This is a genomic window from Promicromonospora aerolata (genome assembly GCF_042682255.1).
GTDB classification, from domain to species: Bacteria; Actinomycetota; Actinomycetes; order Actinomycetales; family Cellulomonadaceae; genus Promicromonospora; species Promicromonospora aerolata.
In genome coordinates, this window is the sequence record NZ_JBHUHF010000001.1 from 2,373,211 (window position 1) to 2,391,486 (window position 18,276).

The 18,276-nt window shown below is 72.4% G+C and carries 10 protein-coding genes and 1 pseudogene; 1 reads left to right on the plus strand and 10 read right to left on the minus strand.

Translation table 11 applies throughout. The features are described 5' to 3' along the window. Positions 1-150 precede the first annotated feature (150 nt). Positions 151-1,443 (minus strand): extracellular solute-binding protein, encoded by a 1,293-nt coding sequence (locus ACFSL2_RS10735; RefSeq protein ID WP_377197851.1) that lies wholly within the window; start codon positions 1,441-1,443, stop codon positions 151-153. 117 nt (positions 1,444-1,560) lie between these two features. Next, positions 1,561-2,715, minus strand: a complete 1,155-nt coding sequence (locus tag ACFSL2_RS10740; protein ID WP_377197852.1) for an ROK family transcriptional regulator — start codon at positions 2,713-2,715, stop codon at positions 1,561-1,563. A gap of 308 nt (positions 2,716-3,023) precedes the next feature. Between ACFSL2_RS10740 and ACFSL2_RS10745 the strand changes: the two genes are divergently transcribed. Continuing rightward, the gene (locus tag ACFSL2_RS10745) at positions 3,024-4,004 is read left to right on the plus strand and encodes a DUF4349 domain-containing protein (protein WP_377197853.1); all 981 of its coding nucleotides are present in this window, start codon (positions 3,024-3,026) and stop codon (positions 4,002-4,004) included. A gap of 35 nt (positions 4,005-4,039) precedes the next feature. Here ACFSL2_RS10745 and ACFSL2_RS10750 read toward each other — a convergent pair whose 3' ends face one another. The 8 genes and pseudogenes from ACFSL2_RS10750 to ACFSL2_RS10785 form a co-directional block, all read right to left on the minus strand. Further along, a complete protein-coding gene (locus tag ACFSL2_RS10750) occupies positions 4,040-4,444 on the minus strand; it encodes a RidA family protein (RefSeq protein WP_377197854.1) in 405 nt (134 codons plus the stop codon). A 93-nt stretch (positions 4,445-4,537) separates the two neighbouring features. After that, positions 4,538-5,767: an alanine racemase gene (locus tag ACFSL2_RS10755; RefSeq protein WP_377197855.1), complete on the minus strand. Its 1,230-nt coding sequence runs from the start codon at positions 5,765-5,767 to the stop codon at positions 4,538-4,540. A gap of 46 nt (positions 5,768-5,813) precedes the next feature. Next, positions 5,814-7,406: an N-acyl-D-amino-acid deacylase family protein gene (locus ACFSL2_RS10760; RefSeq protein WP_377197856.1), complete on the minus strand. Its 1,593-nt coding sequence runs from the start codon at positions 7,404-7,406 to the stop codon at positions 5,814-5,816. Continuing rightward, positions 7,403-9,184, minus strand: coding sequence for a beta-N-acetylhexosaminidase (locus ACFSL2_RS10765; protein WP_377197857.1), 1,782 nt, complete (start codon positions 9,182-9,184; stop codon positions 7,403-7,405). Before ACFSL2_RS10765 ends, ACFSL2_RS10760 begins: the two co-directional genes overlap by 4 nt. Positions 9,185-9,270: 86 nt before the next feature. Beyond that, on the minus strand, positions 9,271-10,896 hold the full coding sequence (locus ACFSL2_RS10770; protein WP_377197858.1) for an alpha/beta hydrolase: 1,626 nt from the start codon (positions 10,894-10,896) through the stop codon (positions 9,271-9,273). Between the two features lie 90 nt (positions 10,897-10,986). Next, positions 10,987-12,873: pseudogene (locus ACFSL2_RS10775) on the minus strand (propionyl-CoA synthetase); the annotation flags it as partial. Positions 12,874-13,073: 200 nt separating this feature from the next. After that, positions 13,074-16,511 (minus strand): S8 family serine peptidase, encoded by a 3,438-nt coding sequence (locus ACFSL2_RS10780; protein ID WP_377197859.1) that lies wholly within the window; start codon positions 16,509-16,511, stop codon positions 13,074-13,076. Between the two features lie 328 nt (positions 16,512-16,839). Continuing rightward, a complete protein-coding gene (locus tag ACFSL2_RS10785) occupies positions 16,840-18,261 on the minus strand; it encodes a carboxylesterase/lipase family protein (RefSeq protein WP_377197860.1) in 1,422 nt (473 codons plus the stop codon). Positions 18,262-18,276: the final 15 nt, after the last annotated feature.

Genomic DNA, 18,276 nt, shown 5'->3' on the forward strand with positions numbered 1-18,276 from the left:
CCTGTCTTCCTCGGAGGTGGGCGTGCGGCCGCCCGGCGGGCAATGGTGTCCCGTCCCGCCCGGACGATCTGGGTCGCGCCGGGCGGGACGGGAAGGTGTGACCTCGTCAGGCTCTACCCGTGTCGGCTGAGCCTGCGGCTTCTTCGGGGCTCAGCCGTTGAGGACCGCTTCGATGTCCGCGTCGAGCTGCTCGGCGACGGTCTTGACGTCGTCGCCGGAGGCGATCTTCGAGAAGGCGGTCTGCAGCAGCATCTTGGCCTCCACGTCGGCCCACTTCGGCGAGGCGGGCGTGAGCTTGGCGTTGGCGGCTGCCTCAGCGGCGGCCTGGCCGATCGACGACTCCTGGTCGACCGCCTCGAAGAGCGAGGTCTTGGCCGGGAAGAGGCCGGTACCCGCGAGGATGGTCTGGTACTCGTCGCTGAGCATGATCTCGTAGGCGCTCATCGCGAGGTCCGGCCGAGCCGACTTCTGCGCGACGGCGATGTTGGAGCCACCGGCGAACACCTGCGCGGCGCCACCGTCCTTGCCCGGCAGGGCCATGCCCTCGAGGTCCTTGCCGTAGGTCGAGGCGCAGCCCGGCACACCCTCGGGGTCCTCCGGCTCCTCGGGTGCGTTGATGGACCACTGGATCCAGCTCGGCGCCGAGAGGAAGGCGACCTTGCCCTCGCAGAACGGCACCTGCAGGTCGGTCTCGTTGGTGTCGGCCGGGGCGTTGTTGCCCTCGGTCATGATCGTCTGGATCTGCTCCAGGCCGGCAAGGCCGCCCTCGGAGGAGAAGCCGGCGTCCCAGGTGCCGTCGTCGGCCTGCTCGGCGACGTAGCCGCCGTTCTCCCAGACGAAGGGCAGCGCGTTGTACCAGTCCTGGCCGGGCCAGTAGACGCCGGACATGTCGTCCGTCTTCAGGTCGACGGCGGTCTGGACGTACTCGTCGAGCGTGGTCGGCACCGGGGTGTCACCGAGGACCTGCTTGGAGTAGAAGACCACGCGCGAGCCCGAGTAGTACGGCAGGGCGTAGTGCTTGCCCTCCCAGTCGCCGGCCTCGACGAAGCCCGGCAGCAGGTCGTCGCCGCCCAGGGACTCGAACTCGTCGGCGGTGATCTCACGGAAGTAGCCCGCCGAGGTGAAGGCGGCAGCCTGGGTGTTACCGATCTCGACCACGTCGGGGGCGTCCGAGCCGGACAGCGCCGTCGTGTACTTGTCGACGAGGCCCTCCCAGGACTGCTCCTCGATGGTGAGGGTGCTGCCCTCGTTCTGCTCCTCGAAGGTCTTCTTGAGGTAGTCGCGAGCTTCGTCAGGGGTGTCGGTGCCGACCAGCCAGACCCGGACCTCGCCGGGTCCGGTCTCTTCGGCGGTCGCGGCGCCGCCCGCGTTACCGCACGCGCTGAGCGCGAGGGTCAGGGTGATCGCCGACGCCGCAGCGCCGACGAGACGGTTCTTGTTCACGTGTGTTCCTCCCGGGATACGACTTTGTGTCGCGGTACCTGATGAAAAGCGGTGCATGGTGATGACTCGAGTGGAAGCTCGATGAGATGCCTACCGCCGACACGTGTGCATCGATGCTCACGAGACCCCCAGCTGGGCGGAAAGCACGAGGACGGCGGCCCCCGCCAGCACCACGTCCTCGTCGAGTGCGGCCATCCGTAGCTGCAGGCCCGAGTTGATGGCCGGCATGGTGCGCTGACGGATGGTGTCCAGCGCGGCCTCCCGGAGGGGACCGTCGAGCAGGTCGCGTGGACCGCTCAGCAGCACCTCCGTGAGGTTGAGCGCGCTGACGACCGGGGCGAGGGTCACGCCCAGCACCCGGCCTGCCGACGCCAGTGCGGCGTCGGAATCTTCTTCGGTCCGGCCCTCCACCGCGCGTCGCAGCGCGGGTACGGACAGGACGGTCTCGAGGCAGCCGGTCCGGCCGCAGGCGCAGTCGTCGCCGTCGTCCACGACGGTGACGTGCCCGATCTCGCCCGCTGCGTCACCCTGGCCGTGGACCCGCACGCCGTCGACCACCACGCCGGCTCCGACACCCGCGCCGACCGTGACCACGAGCATGCCGGAGCTGCCGCCGCCGTAGGTGAACTCGCCGAGCGCCGCCGTGTTGGCGTCGTTCGCGACGTGCACGGGCAGGCCCATGCGCTCGCCCAGGATCTCGGCGAGCCGCACGTCGTACCACCCGCGGTTGGGCGCCTCGACGACTCGGCCGTCCAGGTCGATGATGCCGGGCGAGCCCACGCCGACGCCGATCACCGGGTGGTTCGCCGCGGCCACCAGCCGGCGGACGAAGCGCGTGAGCAGGTCGATGAGCTCGTCCCCGGTGCGGCCGTCGATGTCGAGCTGGCGACGCACCACGATCTCGCCCGTGAGGCTGAGGACGGCACCACGCATGCGCCCGTACTCGGTGAGGTCGACGGCCACGATCTGGTAGGCGTCGGCCCGCAGGCCCACCAGGATGGCCGGCTTGCCGACGCGCTGGCCGGGGCGTGTGCCGAGCTCCTCCACCAGGCCCTCGGTGATGAGCACCGAGACCAGGTCCGAGATGGTGACGCGGGTGAGCGAGGTCGCTCGCGCGAGGTCGGCCCGTGAGGTGGGCCCCTCGTGGAAGAGGTGCTGCAGCACGAGCGAGCGGTTGTGCGCCCTGGCGTGCTCCGGGAGCACCTTGGACGTGGCGCGCAGGCGTGCGCCGAGCCCTCGCCCGGTGCCGTTGCGTTCTGTCGTCGTCGCCATGTTTGTTAGTAGACCTCCTTAACAGAGTCGCTGTCCATCACCCGGCATGACCCGTAACACGACTGTTACGTGGGTCACCGTTGCCCTGGGCTTCGGACGCACTCTGCCGCCGTCTCTGGATTACTTCACGTACCTGACGAATCCGAGACTGCCGTACCTGGGCCCACCCGGCACGGCGTGACCGCAGCGTGATCAAAAACCGCGCAAAACCGATGAAAAATCGGGTCAGGGGGCCCACAAGTTCACAAAGGGATCACAGTTCTCAGGTGGGGTCGGTTCCAGCCCTGTCGGCCTCATACGCTCGTCCCATGAAGCGCAACCGGTCAGCCAGGGGGGACGTGGGCACGCCCGCTCGCCGACTCGCCCATCACCTCCTGGCAGCGGCCGTCGGGGCGACCCTCGTGGTCGCCCTCGCTGCCTGCTCGGGCAGTGGTGCGGGCGAGTCCGGCAGCGGGGTCGACGCGGCAACGGACAGCGACGGCGCCCGCAGCGAGGCAGTAGCACCGGGCGCGGCCGAGGACGCGGTCACCGGGGCGACGGGTGCCGTCGGTCTCGCCGAGGCCCCGGAGGAAGCGATCAACCGGGAGCTCATCACCACCGGCAACGCGACGCTCGCCGTCGACGACCCGTTCGACGCGGCGGAGCAGATCGCCGACCTCGTCGAGGCGGCCGGCGGCCGGGTGGAGGCCCGCGACGAACGTGCCGGGACCGACGACGAGCCCGGCAGCGCGTCGATGACCCTCCGCATCCCCGCCGACCGGGTCTCCGCCACGCTGGACGCGCTCGACGAGCTCGGCGACGTGCGCGACCGGCACGTCGAGACGGTGGACGTCACGGGCACCGCACAGGACCTCGACGCCCGCATCGCGGCGCTGCGCACCTCGACCGACCGGCTCCGCGAGCTCATGGCGGACGCCGACCGCACCGCCGACCTCATCGAGATCGAGGCCGAGCTCGCCGAGCGCCAGGCCGAGCTGGACTCCCGCGTCTCCGAGCGCAGCCGGCTCTCGGACGAGGTCGCGATGTCCACGCTCCACGTCGAGATCGTCGCCGAGGGCACACCTGCGGCGCAGGCCCGGCCGGGCGGGTTCCTCGGTGGCCTGTCCGCGGGATGGAGCGCGCTGGTGAGCACGTTCAACGTGGTGGTCCTGGTGCTCGGTGCGATCGTCCCGTGGCTCGCCGTGGCCGGGCTGGTGCTGCTCGCGGTCGTCGGCGTGCGCCGGCAGGTCGCCAAGAACCGCCCGGAGGGACCGACGCCGGTCGTCGCGGAGCCGGCAGTCACCGACTGATCCGGTTCGGCGGGGCGGACTGCGCTCGGAACCGCTCAGTCGGTGATCGCCAGCGCGTCGATCTCGACCAGCATCTCCTCGCGCGGCAGGCCCGCGAACACGGTGGTCCGGCTCGGCAGCACGCCGCTCGGGCAGTGCTTCGTCACGAACTCGCCGTAGGCCTCGTTCATCGCCGCGAAGTCGTCGCGCTCGAGGAGATAGACCCGCAGCATCACGACGTCGTCGAACGTCGCGCCGCCCGCCTCGACGATCGCCCGCACGTTCTCCAGCGTGCGTGTGGTCTGGGCGGCCACGTCGCCGAGGTGCACGTACTCCCCCGTCGCCGGGTCCATGGGGCCCTGCCCCGAGACCTGGACGAACGGCCCCTTGCGTACGCCCTGGTGGAACGTGTGCGCGGGTGCGGGGGCGTCCGGGGTGGTGATGGCGTCCTTCGCGGTCATGGGGTGCTCCTTGCTCGGGTCGTGCGGTGGGTCCGGTACGTCAGGCGGTCCGGTACGTCGGGAGTCGATCTGGGCGCTCGGGTGTACGCCGGCTCAGAAGTCGAGCGCGACCTGTTCGGCGACCTCGTCACCGCGGGTCACCAGGGCGGTGCGGTACTTGTCGAACGTGGTGCACGGGTGCGAGATGCCGAACTCGACCACGTCGCCCGGACGCAGCGCCCCCTCGCTCGCGGCCCCCACGGTGAGGTAGGCGTGCTGGTCGTTGAGCGCGGTCACCAGCACGTCGGTCAGCTCGCGCCGCTCGCCCAGGCGGCCCGCGGCGTCCACGCGGCGCACGACGAGCGGCGTCGGCAGGTCGATGTCGAACGACACGTCCCGGCGCCCCATGCCGCAGATGACCAGGCCGGGTTCCGGCGCGGACAGCACGGAGGCCCACACCCGGATCGCGGGCCGCAGCGCCGGAGCGCCCAGCCGCGTCCACGGATCGGCACGCCGGTAGTGCCCGTGGTCGTGCGTCACGTACGCACCGGAGCGCACGACTGCCCGGGTCGGCACGGTCTCGCCCGACGCGTCCTGGACAGGGGCCGCCAGGTGGCGCGTGACGACGTCAGCGAACGCGCTGCCGCCCGCGCTCAGCACGACCGGACCGTCGACGAGGCCCGCGATCCCGGCGCCGGTCTCCCGCAGCTCGTCGCACCACCGGCCGACGGCGGCCAGCTCCTCGTCGCTGGTCCCGCCCGCCACCGGCCCCTCGTAGCCGGCTACGCCGACCAGCCGCAGGCCCGCGGCACGCACCTCGCCGGCGAGGGCCACCGCGTCGGCGACCGTGCGTACTCCGGTGCGGCCTCCTGGCACACCGAGCTCCACGAGCACGCCCAGGCGTGCGGCGTCCGCGGGCGCCGCGCCCGAGAACCCCGCGGCGAGCAGGTCGACGCCCCGGGCAGAGTCCACGTACACCCAGACCTCGTCGGCGGCCCGGCCGGCGGCCCGGCCGGCAGCTCCGTCGGTGAGCGCCGCCCGCAGCCAGGCGATGTCGCGGGGATCGACGAGCTCGTTCGCGAGGAAGGCGCGGCGCCCCGCACCGGGGACGCCCCAGCCGAGCGCCGTCCGGAGCTGCGCGGGCGTGGCCACGGTGGCGCCCCACGCCCCGGCCGCGACCTGCCGCTCCCAGATCTCGCGGGACATGTGCGTCTTGACGTGCGGTGCGTGCTCCACGCCGTTCTCGGCGAGCACGCGCGCGACGGTCGCGATGTTGTGGTCCAGCGCCGCCTCGTCGAGGGTCAGCAGCGGCCAGGTGAACGTGGGGTCGTCGATGCGCAGCACACTCCCATCCTGCCGTGTCCGCGCCCCGGCGCGCACGCGCCGACCGTCAGCCCGGCGTGGCGGGCCCAGCCGGAGCGGGACGCAGGCCGTGCCCGGGTGTCGCTCCGGTCAGCTGCCCTCCGGCGAGCACCGGCACGCCGCCGACGAGCACGTCCTCGATGCCCGACGCCGGGGTGCGTGGTGCCTCGTACGTCGCCTCGTCGCGCACCCGACCGGGGTCGACGAGCGCGATGTCGGCGACGCCCCCCGGCGAGATGTCCCCGCGGCCCGCCAGCCCGAAGCGGCGTGCAGCGCGGGCCGACAGGTGCTCGGCCGCGTCCCACCAGCTCCACGATCCGCGCCGCACGTGCTCGTCGAGCAGCCGGGCGAAGGCGCCCCAGCCACGCGGGTGCGGCCGCCCACCCCAGAAGATGGCGTCCGAGCCCGCCAGGTGCGCCTCGTACTCCGCCAGCACTCGGACGGACTTGGGCGAGTTGGTCGGCGGCTGCGCGAACACGCAGCTCGCCCGCAGCGCGGTGGTCCGGAGCACCTCGACCACGGTCTCGGGGGCCGAACGGTCGAGCCGCGCCGCGACGTCGGGCAGCGTCATGCCCTCCGCCCACTCCATGCCGGGCACGGACGCGAAGGTGATACGGGGCCACAGGTCGGTGAGGCTCGCGAAGTGCTCGGCCAGGCGCGCGGCCGTGGCAGGGTCGCGGAGCGCATCGACGGTCGCGGCGGCGTCGGCCAGGGGCAGCCACGTCGGCAGGGCGACCATCGACAGGATCGAGCATCCGCGCAGGTAGGGGTAGGAGTCGTACGTGAGGTCGTAGCCGGCCGCACGTGCCTCCCCCACCTCTTCCAGCAGGTCGTCGGCGGGGCCGTGCAGATGGGACACGTGCGTCGCGACGCCGGACGCGCGTGCGACCCGCATCAGCTCGCGTAGCGCCGTGACGCCCTGGTCCTCGTAGCCGCGCATGTGGCTCACGTGCGGCAGCCCGCGCGAGGCAGCCACCCGGGCGAGCGCCACGAGCTCCCGCTCGTCGGCATACGCCGCCGGGACGTACTCGAGGCCGGTCGAGAAGCCACAGGCGCCGTCGTCCAGCGCCTGCTCCAGCAGGCCCACCATCGCTGCCAGCTCCTCCTCCGACGCCGGACGCTGCGCTGCCCCCAGGATCCGGTAGCGCAAGGTGCCGTGCGGCGCGAGATAGGCGACGTTCACGGGCACCGTGCGGTGGTAGGCGCCGAGCAGGTCGGCCACCGAACCGCCCGTGAACGCGGGGTGCGCCCCGTCGACGGCAGAGAAGTAGGTGCTCGCCCAGTCGTAGGTGGCGCGGTCGGTCGGGGCGAACGAGACGCCGTCCTGCCCGGTCACGACCGTGGTGATCCCCTGACGCAGCATGGCGAGCTGGACGTCCGGCTCGAACACGGCTGCTTCCGCGTGCGTGTGCGCGTCCACGAACCCGGGCAGCGCCACCCGGCCCTGCGCGTCCAGGGTCCGGACGTCGTGCGCGAGCACGTCCTGCCCGACGGCGGGTCGCGCGTCCGGGCGGGTGATCGCGGCGATCCTGCCGCGCGCGACGTGCAGGTCCACCGGCTCGGACAGGCTGCCGTCGCGCTGCGGCACCCGGGCGCCTCGGACCAGGATGGTGCCGGTCATGCGTCGTCCTCCGCGGGGTCGGGGTCGGGGTCAGGGGCCGGGCCGGGCAGGTTCTCCACGCCGCCGTCCTCGCGCCAGCCGCCGATCCCGGCCCAGCCGCCGACGGCGGTCTCCGCCGCCAGGTCGCGCGGGTAGCCCTCGACACCCGGGCGGGTCTGCCAGGGGTGCGGCCCGGCGAGCGGCCGGTACTCGACGCCGTACGCGTCGAGGCGGGGCAGGTGCGACCGCTCCAGACGGTCCAGGAATGCCTTCGAGGCGGGCGAGCCCGGCGTCCGGTCGGCCCGCGGCGACCAGGCGACCTCGGCGAACGCCGCCAGTCGGGGGAAGGTCGCGTAGTCGACGCGCCGTGCGCTGTCGAGGTGCTCGGTCCAGACCTGCGCCTGTGTGCCGAGCAGGCGCCCGGCGGTGGCGTCCGACGGACGCCGGGCCGCGACCCGGTCGGCCAAGGGCGCCGGCAAGGGCTCGAACCCGTAGACGTCCTCGACGGTACGCAGGAACCCGACCGGGATCGGCTCGGCGGGGTGCTCGCCCGCGCGGTGGTCGAGGTAGACGGCCTGCTCCGGTGCCATGACCACGTCATACCCGGCCTCGAGCGCCGCCGCACCCTGGGCGTACCCGCGCCAGGACGTCACGATCGTCTCGCGCGGCAGCATCGGCGACATCGCCTCGTCCCAGACGACGGCGCGCCGGCCGGCGTCGGACACGTGCGCCGCGAGCCGGGCGACGAACCAGCCGTGCAGCTGCGCGACGTCCGGCCGGCCCTCCGCGTCGAGCAGGCCGAGGTCCCGCGCCCGTTCGACGATGTGCGGCGACTCACGCCACAGCGTGGGCGGTACCTCGTCGCCGCCGAGGCCGATCCAGGGCGTGTCGAACACGTCGAGGACCTCGTCCAGCACGTGCCGGAAGAACGCGAGGGAGCCCTCGGACGGGTCGAGCACGTCCTGGCTGATCCCCCACGTGGTACGGACCCCGCTGCGGTCCTTGCGCGTACCGAGCTCCGGGTACGCGGCGACGGCGGCCTCGACGTGGCCGGGCACGTCGATCTCCGGTACCACCGTCACCCCCCGGTCGCGGGCGTAGGCCACGATCTCGCGCAGGTCGTCCTGCGTGTAGAACCCGCCGTGCGGGCGGCCGTCCCGCGAACCCGTGCGCCAGGTGCCCACGGTCGACTCCCGGCGCCATGCCCCGGTGCGCGTCAGCTCCGGGTAGCGGTCGATCTGCACGCGCCAGCCCTGGTCGTCGGTGAGGTGCAGCTGCAGCACGTTCAGCCGGTGGACGGCGGCCAGATCGATGAACCGGAGCACATCGTGCTTGGGCAGGAAGTGGCGGGCGACGTCGAGGAGCACGCCACGCCACTCGAACCGCGGATGGTCCTCGATCCGTACGACCGGCAGCCGGGCACCGCGGGCGGCCGCGGGTGCACGACGGTACGCCGCCGGTCCCGCGAGCTGGCGCAGGCACTGGGCGGCGGCGTGCGCCCCGGCGACGTCCGCGGCCTCGACACGCACGGCGGCCGCCGCCGGGCGCACGTCGAGGCGGTAGCCGCCGGCCGGCAGGTCGGAGGCAAGGGCGAAGGCGACGGCGGAGCGCTGGTCCGGTGCTGCGGGCACCAGGTCGACGTCGAAAGCCTCCCCCATGCGGCGGCGCCACCAGCGCACGGCCGGTCGCAGCACGGGGTCGGTGCTGACCCGCGCGCCGTCCTCGAGCAGCACCGAGCCGCCCGGCACCTGCATCGACGCAGGCTCGGGGACGAGGCCAGGATCTCCGGGGTGGTGCACGGCGTCACCCTAACGCGGGGGTCCGTTCCCGCGCGGGCGGGGCTGCGCGATCCCTGAGGATCGCGCAGCCCCTCACCCGGGGTGCGTCAGGACGCCCGGCAGGACACGTCGCGCCGGGGCAGGTCGCCCTCGACCAGATAGGTCGTCGCGATGTTCAGGGCGCACGCGTTGTCGCCGAGCGCGTACACACCGTGACCGCTGCCGTCGACGGTCACGAGCCGGGACCGGTCGCCGAACTTCTGGTGCAGCAGCTCACCACCGGCCAGCGGAGTGACCGGGTCGCGCCGGTTCTGCAGGATCAGCACGTTTTCCGGTCCCTCGCCGTCGATCCGCACCGGCGGCTCGATCGGCTCGGTCCAGTAGGCGCAGGGCAGTATGTTGGCCGACGCCGCACCGAACATCGGGAACCTCTCGCGATCCTCGGCCACGGCCTCGCGGTAGGTGTCGACGCTCTCGGGCCATTCGACGTCGTTGCAGGTCGTCGCGAGGAACACCGACAGGGCGTTGGACAGCGGAGCCGCCTCGTCGTCGGCGGCGGCACGCGGTGCGGCACCGTCGAAGAGGTTCGTGTCGAGCAGGCTCCGGGCGTCCGCGGGATCGCCGTCGCGCAATGACTGCCAGATCTGTGCCGTCCGGCCGTAGGTCCGCTCGCTGTAGAGCCCACCGAAGACGAGCTGACGGAACAGTGCGCCGTCGACCCCCTGCACGGGGTTGCTGTCCAGCTGTTCGGCGGTCTTGAAGTAGCCCGCGCGCACCTGGGCCGGCGTCCGGCCCAGCCCGTAGGCGGTGTGCCGCTCGGCCGCCCACCTCGCGAAGTCGGGGAACGTCTGCTCGACCCCGTGGGCGAACCTGCGCAGGCCCTCCTGGTCGAGGTGCGTGTCGCCCAGGTTGCTGTCGAGCACCACCCGGTCGGTCGTCCCGGGGAACATCGACACGTACGCGGCCCCCAGCGCGGACCCGTAGGAGTACCCCAGGAAGCTGGCCTTCTGCTCGCCCAGAGCCGCACGGATGGTGTTCAGGTCCCGGGCCAGGTTGGCTGTCGACACATGACGCAGCAGCCCGTTCTCGTCGTTCCGGGCACACTGCTCGGCCGCAGCCTCGACGATCTTCGCCCGCTCACCGACCGCCGCGTCGTCGACCGCGTACGGCGGGACGTTGCTGAAGTAGTCGCCGCCGGCGGTGAACCCGCAGTCCACCCGGGTCGAGTGACCTACCCCGCGGGTGTCCATGCCGATCAGGTCGTAGGCGTCCAGCACGCTGTCCGGCAAACCCTGGGACGCCAGGAGCGCGGACTGCGCGAGCCCGGACCCGCCGGGGCCGCCAGGGTTGAGCAGGAGTACGCCACGCCGTTCAGCAGGATCGTCGCTGGCCATCCGAGAGATCATGATCTCGATCTGCTCGCCGTCCGGGTCGGCGTAGTCCAACGGCACGGGCACGCTCGCACAGGACAGGACGTAAGGGCTTGCCTCCGCCGCGACGTCCGCCGGGCAGCTACCCCACTCCACCGGTGCCGGGGGCTCGGCGCCGCCGGGCCGGACATCGGCGGTGGCCGGCATCGCGAGCGTGCCGGCCAGGCCCAGCGCCGCCAGCAGGGCCACGGCTCGGCCGCGCGCTCGTCGTGGCCGGACGGGCCGGTACTCGCTGTGGGGTACGCCGTACCGCGGCGCGCGGGTCGGGAGCGGAGGCGGGACTCGGAAGTGGATCAGCTGCATGCACCCACCCTCCGACGGCGGAGGCGCGCGGGTAAGTGTCATCGATCACGACCCTGCCCACAGGAACACCCGGTCGATGCATGACACATGTCAGTGCCGTCGCAGCACCGGCTCCAGCGCCGTCAGCACCGCCGGGTCCTCGATCGTGGACGGCACCTGCGGGTGCTCGCCGTCGGCAAGCTGGCGCATGGTGCGCCGGAGGATCTTGCCCGAGCGGGTCTTCGGCAGCCCGGCGACGACCTGGACGTCCTTGAAGGCCGCGACCGGGCCGATCTCCTCGCGCACCGCGGCGACGAGCTCCGCCGCCACACCTTCCGGGTCGGCGCCGGACTTGAGCACCACGAGGCCGCGTGGCACCTGGCCCTTGAGCGCGTCGGCGGCCCCGATCACCGCGCACTCCGCCACGGCGGGGTGGGCCGCGAGCACCGCCTCGATCGCCCCGGTGGACAACCGGTGCCCGGCCACGTTGATGACGTCGTCGGTGCGGCCCATGACATAGACGTACCCGTCGTCGCCGATGTAACCGCCGTCGCCGGAGAGGTAGTAGCCGTCGAACGCCGAGAGGTACGAGGCCACGTACCGCTCGTCGTCGCGCCACAGCGTCTGGAGGGTTCCGGGTGGCAGCGGCAGCCGGAGGGCGAGACTCCCCTCCTGCCCGGCCGCCGCTTCCGTGCCGTCCGGGAGCAGCACCCGCACGTCGAACCCGGGCACCGGGACCGACGGCGACCCGGGCCGGGTCGGCATCGGATCGAGCCCCCGCAGGTTGGCGACGACCGCCCACCCCGTCTCGGTCTGCCACCAGTGGTCGATCACCGGCACACCGAGGGCTCGACCCGCCCAGTCGTAGGTGCCGGGGTCGAGCCGCTCCCCCGCGAGGAACAGGTGCCGCAGGGACGAGGTGTCGTGCTCCGCCAGCAGGATCCCCTCCGGGTCCTCCTTCTTGATCGCGCGGATCGCGGTCGGTGCGGTGAACAACGCCTCGACACCGTGCTCGGCGACCACCCGCCAGAACGCCCCGGCATCCGGCGTACCGACCGGCTTGCCCTCGTACAGCACGGACGTCGCGCCCGCGATCAGCGGCCCGTAGACGATGTACGAGTGGCCCACCACCCAGCCGACGTCGGACGCCGTCCACCAGATCTGGCCCGGGCCGATGTCGTAGACGTTGCGCATGGACCAGGCCAGGGCGACGGCATGGCCACCGTTGTCGCGCAGGATTCCCTTGGGCTTACCCGTGGTGCCCGACGTGTACAGGATGTACAGCGGGTCGGTCGCCGCGACCTCTGCACACGGCGCCGGGTTGGTCCGCCCGGCGTGCATGACGGTGTCCCAGTCCAGGTCCCGCCCCTCGACGAGGGTCGCGGTGGCCTGCGGCCGCTGCAGCACCACGCACGACGCCGGCTCGTGGTCGGCCAGCTCGAGCGCCTTGTCGAGCAACGGCTTGTACTCCACGATCCGCGTGGGCTCGACACCGCACGACGCCGACACCACCACCTTCGGCTGGGCGTCGTCGATCCGCAGGGCCACCTCGTTCGCGGCGAACCCGCCGAACACCACGGAGTGCACGGCCCCCAGCCGGGCGCAGGCCAGCATGGCCACGACCGCCTCCGGGACCATCGGCAGGTAGATCACCACGCGGTCCCCCGGTCCGACGCCGAGGTCGCGCAGCGCGCCGGCGAACGCCGCGACGTCCTGCAGCAGCGTCGCGTAGGTGATCGTCCGGGACGTGCCGGTGACCGGGCTGTCGTAGATCAGCGCCGCCTGCTCCCCGCGGCCGGCGACCACGTGCCGGTCCAGCGCGTTGTAGCAGGTGTTGAGCCTGCCGTCGGGGAACCAGCGGTAGAACGGCGGGCTGTCGTCGTCGAGCACGCGCGTGGGCTTGCGGAACCAGGAGACCAGGGCGGCCTGCTCACCCCAGAACCCCTCGGGATCGGTGAGGCTGCGCCGGTAGACGTCCACGTAGTCGGCCATGGGCCCTCCAGCTCGTCGTCGCGCACCCCGGTGTGCGCGATGTCGACAGTCTGCCCCCGCATGATCCCGACGTCGAGTGACGGGTGCACGAGGACCTCCGGACCGGGCGTGTGCTGCACAGCTCCACGCCCGGCCGGAGGCCCTCCTCATCTCGTCAGCTTCATCTCGTCAGCGCCCCGGCTGCTCGCCAGGTCGGTCGAACGGCGCTACTCGAACCGGACCCGCGCGGTGTCCCGGGCGGTCTCCGCGCCCCGGTCGACCTGTCGGACCACCACGGTCTTCGGCCCGCCGGTCTCGTACTCTGCCGTGTCGAACGCGAAGGACCAGTCGGCGAAGCCGGCGGCCTGCCGCCACGCGCTGCCGACGACCGGCGCGTTCCGGTCGACGATCTGCCACTGCACCTCGGCATTCGGCTCGACGGTGAACCGGCTGGCCGACACCTCCGATGTGGTCGTGTCCGCCTGCGCCCGCGCGTAGACGACGTGCGCACCGACGGGCAGTGTGCCGACCTGGACACTCCAGGTACCCGTGCTCTCGTCGAGGACCGCGGTCAGGGGGTCGGCGAAGGAGACGTCGTCCACCGACACCTGCACCCGCCGCGTGACCGGGTGGTCCCCTGCTCCCGAGGGGTCCTCGCCGGGGTCGGGGAACGCGTACGAACCACCCGCGGTGACGGTCTCGGACTCACCGAGCGCCGAGCCGTCAGCCGGAGACGTGATGGTTGCGCCGAGCTCGAACCCGGTCGACGGCAGATCGGCGGGTGTGATGACGATCTTCGACGTATGGGCGCCCTCGAACCCGAACGCCCACGAACGGGCCCCGAGAAGCCGCACCTGGAAGGTGATCTGCTCACCGGAGAACGCCGGACGGGTCGTCGTGAAGGAGAACTCGTGCTTGGTCCAGCACGCCTCGCCCAAGGTCGAGCAGGCGGCGCCGTCGGGGCCGCTCCCGTGGACGGGCGCGAGCATGCCCTCGCCCTCACCCAGCTCCCGGTCGGTGGCCATCAGCACGCCGGTGGGTCGCACCATCATGGGCGTCTCGCCGGCGATGTACAGCTCGACGTCCACCACCGACCCGGCAGGCAGCGGCGCATCGATCGGGTCGTCCGACGGGAAGATGCCAAGGGGCCGGTACGCCGCGCCCACGCTGGTGATGCGGGACTCGAAGCACGGCTCCAGGTCGCCCGTCGTGTCTTCGGCCCCCAGGTACGTCTCGTTGATGGTCGCACCGCAGCCCGTGACACCGGGCTCGGCCGAGACCCTGCGGTGCAGGTAGCGGGTCAGGGGATCGGTACCGTGCGTCGGGAGCTCGGTCTCGGGCTCGTTCGCCTGCGCCACCGTGCGCAGGACGTCCAGGGTGCCCGCAACGGTCGTCAGGTCGACTCCCTCGAGGTCAAGGTCCAGGTCGAGGCCGAGGTCGGCGCTCTCGTCGTCGGGCGCGCCGTCCCCGTCGCGGTCGTAGCCGCCCCACAGGCTGTCGCGCACGGCACGGTCCAGGGCGAAGAAGTCGTCCTCGAACTGCCGCTCCGGCAGCAGTTCCGTCCCGAGCAGGACGTCGACGGCCCGCTGCGCAGAATTCGGCGTCGCCGCACCGTAGCCCTCGAACAGGACGTTCGACTCACCGCCGTACGGCGCGGTCAGCGGATACGGGTACGGCGAGAGGGCATTGTCCTGGTTCAGCGGGAACGCGGTCTTCAGGACGGCCTCGCGCAGCTCCGCCCGGGTCAGCTTGCCGTCGGCCAGGTAGACGCTCTCGTCCCGCGCGATGCCGGAGGCGACCACCTGACCGGGCTTCTGTCCCGCGGCGCCGTCGCCGACGGCCGCTCTGACCTGCGTCAGAACAGTGCCGAAGACGCCGGCGGTATACGGAGTCGCCGCGGAGGTACCACCGAACGCGCACTGGCCGACCGTCCCGGTCCGGCAGGCCGAGGGCAGGTTGCCGTCGCCCCAGGCCGAGACGTGCACCGGGATGCCGTCGCCGACGACGGCGCGCTCGTTGTCGCGCCGGATGGCGCCGACGGTGATGTTCCAGTCCGGACCCGTCTGGTCGGAGTGCCAGGTGTTGACCGGCACGTCGAACGCATTGCCCACGCCGTTCCCGGCGGCGAACAGCACGGTCTGCCCCCGTTCGGCCGCAGCCTTGGTGACCTCTTCGCCACTGGTGACGGGACCGACCGGGGCACCACCCACGTAGCCGAACGAGTGCGACGTGATGTCCACCCACGGGTAGCCGGTCGCTACCGTCTCGTCCAGCCCCTCGACGGCCACCAGAAGGCAGGTCGGGCAGTAGCCGTAACGGTTGCCCGCCGACACCGACGCCGATCCGGAGCCGTGCCCGTTGTCGTCCAGGATCGGGTGCGGATCGTCGGCGGACGTAGCGCCGGTGGAGCCGCCGGCGTCGACGGCACCGACGATCTTCGTACCGGGGATCCAGTAGAGGGTCGCCGGGGAGACGGTCTCGTTGCCTGCCCACAGGGGCGTGTCCGCCGCCGGCAGGTACCCCTCACCCAGGGTGACCGGGAGCGCCGCAGCGTCCTGGGGATACCCCGGGATGTACTCCGAGGGGTGCCGGGTGAAGTTGTCGGTCAGGGCCAGCACTGCCGGGTCCGGATAGGTCTGCGCCGAGAACTCTTCGTGGTACGGGTTGATACCGGTGTCGGCGATACCGATCACCGTGACCGGCACGGTCTGCGTCGCGATCACCTCGGGCGCTGCGACCAGGATGCTCGTCGTCTGCCGACGTTCCAGCCCAGCGGAGTCCGTGACCTTGAGAGTCGCCAGGTACCGCCCCTCGGGCAGGTTCACGGTCGGGGTCGCCCCTGTGGCGTCGTCGAACGCACCGTCGCCGTCGAGGTCCCAGCCGACGCTGAGGGGTGCGGTCCCGCCGGTCACCGTACCGGTGAGCTCCTGGTCGGCGTCCAGCGCGAACGCGTACGGGCCGCCGGCGGTCACGACGGGTCGCGGGTCGGCCTGCTGGACACCGGTCACGACGGACGTGACCGTGTCGGTGGCCGTCAGCCATCGGTCCACCCGCAGGGTCCACTCACCCGCGGCCGGGGCGTCCACCCCGGTCGCCTCGGACGTCTGCGGCGTTCCGCCTGCCGACCGGGCGGCTTCGTTGCCGTCCGGGTCGATGAGGAACAGGTCGTAGTCGTTGTTCTCGTTGGTCCAGGTCACGCTCGCGTCGATGCGCGCGGTCCCCTGGGCGACGTCGAACGGGTATTCCAGCGGGGCGACGCCGGTCGCGCCCGGAGTCGTGTCCCTGGCTGCTTCGTCCAGCAGCCGATCTTCGACGCTCTCGTACACGACGACCTTGACGACGTCGGTGCTCGTCACTCCCAGGCGATCGGTGACCTCGAGTGCCACGCCGTAGGTCCCGGGCTGCAGCCCCGTGCTGTCGAAGGTCGGGGTCGCGGAACTCGCCCGCGCCAGCGTCCCCTCGGCGGCCGACCATGCGAACTCGTACGGTGCGGCACCGCCGAAGGCCGCACCCAGCAGGGTGGTCGAGCCGCCCACCGGCACGAGTCCGCTGTCCCCGGCGTCCGCCACCAGCGGATCGGCCGGACTGTCCGGCGCACCTGTGCTCGCCGTTCCAGCCACCGGCACCTCGCCCGCGACCCGGTCTCGCACACGTCCGTCGGTCACGGTCTGTCCACCGACGGACTCGATCGTCACGTCTGCCGAAGGATCCGCCGCGGCCCCCGGTAACGCAGAGCCGAACAGCGCCGATACCAAGAGCGCCGAACCGAGCATCATTGATCTACGCACAGCCATCCTGATTCCTCCTCGTGGCTCGTGAGGTTGCGACCGCGCCCGGCACTGCTCGCAGAAACCGGGCACGCTCACAGGTGGAGACACCTTCCAGGCCATGCCGGGCGGGCTCAAGAGAGCGGTGCGAACTGAGACCTTTCCGTTATTGCCCAAGCAACTCCCAGCCTGATCACAGGGAGCTGCCACGAGCAGCGCTCGGTCCTCACCTCGCTCCGGTGAACCGGTGCCTCTCCGTACGCGCCCAGCCGGGGTCTCCGCTCGTGGCAAAGCTGACCCACGCCCCGTGCGCCTCCGCCGCGAGCGCCGTCGGCGCCTCTCCGGTGCCGAGCAGGCTGCCCGCACCGTGCAGGGCCGGCAGGCTCAGGTTGTCGAACACGTACGGCAGCTCCATCGTGTGGGCCGCGCCGAGCAGACCGTCCACGGCGTCGGACCGCCAGGCGAACTCGTAGGTGTAGGTCGCCGCCCGGCGCTGTGCCGCGTGCGCGTCCGCGAGGGCGCGGCTTCCCGCGCCGAAGAGTGCCTCCCCCAGGATCGCCGAGCGGAGCTCGCCGGCCCTGGCCAGCGGTCGCCGTTCGCGGAAGAGCGCCACCAGCGCGGCCGGGTCGGGGTGTATCCGGGCCGCGAGGTCGTACAGGTCGTCCTCGGTCGATGTGGTCAGCTTCCCCTGGGGTGCCAGATAGAGGTTGCCCTCGTCGGCAGTGGTGCCGACGAGGAGGGTCACGTCGGCGCCCGCGCCCGCCGCCACGGCCTCGGCCGGCTGGGTGTCGAGCACCAGGCTGAACGGGCTGAGGCCGACCAGCGGGTCGAACCGCGTGGCCGTTCGCAGGTCGACGCCGCCGAGCCGCCCCGCAGCCTCGACGAGCCGGTCGTCCGGCACCTGACCGAACCCGGCGACGTCCGGTTCGACGCCGAGCGCGGCAGCCGCGGCCGCTGTGACCCGTGCCGCCTGCTCCGTGCTGAACGCGCCCGTCGCGTTGCCGCTCTGCACGATGGCGCGCCGGAAGAGGCCGTCGGCGGTCGGCGTCGCCAGGATCCCGCTGACGATGGTCGCGCCGGCGGACTGGCCGAACAGCGTGACGTCGTCCGGGTCGCCGCCGAAGGCTCCGACGTTCCGCCGGACCCAGCGCAGCGCGGCCACGACGTCGAGCAGCCCGCGGTTGGCGGGCGCACCCGGTACGTCGAGGAAGCCGGCTATCCCCAGCCGGTAGTTGAGCGTCACGAGCACCACGCCGTCGCGCGCGAAGGCGCGACCGTCGTACAGGGGCGTGCTGCTGGATCCGGCGGTGAACCCGCCGCCGTGCACGAAGACCATGACGGGGCGGTTCCGGGCGTCCGCCGGTGCCCACACGTCGGCCGTCAGGTAGTCCTCACCCTTGACCCACCCTGGCCCGAAGTACGGCCCCATGTCGAGGGCGCCGAAGCCGTCGCGGCGCAGCTGGGGCGCCGTCGGGCCGGGCCGGGTCGCGTCCAGCACGTCCGGCCAGGGGGCGTGGTCGGTCGGTTCGGCGAACCGATCCGCACCCAGCGGTCCCGCCGCGTACGGGATGCCGAGGTAGACGTGCGCGCCGGCGTCGGCGCGGCCGCGAACCCTGCCCTCGGTCGTGGTGACGATCAGATCTGACATGTTCTTCTCCTGTCG

Bases quoted from the DNA above. Each gene is read 5' to 3' on its own strand.
- ACFSL2_RS10760 (WP_377197856.1), bottom strand. From the start codon at position 7,406: ATGACCGGCACCATCCTGGTCCGAGGCGCCCGGGTGCCGCAGCGCGAC.
- ACFSL2_RS10750 (WP_377197854.1), bottom strand. From the start codon at position 4,444: ATGACCGCGAAGGACGCCATCACCACCCCGGACGCCCCCGCACCCGCG.
- ACFSL2_RS10770 (WP_377197858.1), bottom strand. From the start codon at position 10,896: ATGCAGCTGATCCACTTCCGAGTCCCGCCTCCGCTCCCGACCCGCGCG.
- ACFSL2_RS10745 (WP_377197853.1), top strand. From the start codon at position 3,024: ATGAAGCGCAACCGGTCAGCCAGGGGGGACGTGGGCACGCCCGCTCGC.
- ACFSL2_RS10740 (WP_377197852.1), bottom strand. From the start codon at position 2,715: ATGGCGACGACGACAGAACGCAACGGCACCGGGCGAGGGCTCGGCGCA.
- ACFSL2_RS10785 (WP_377197860.1), bottom strand. From the start codon at position 18,261: ATGTCAGATCTGATCGTCACCACGACCGAGGGCAGGGTTCGCGGCCGC.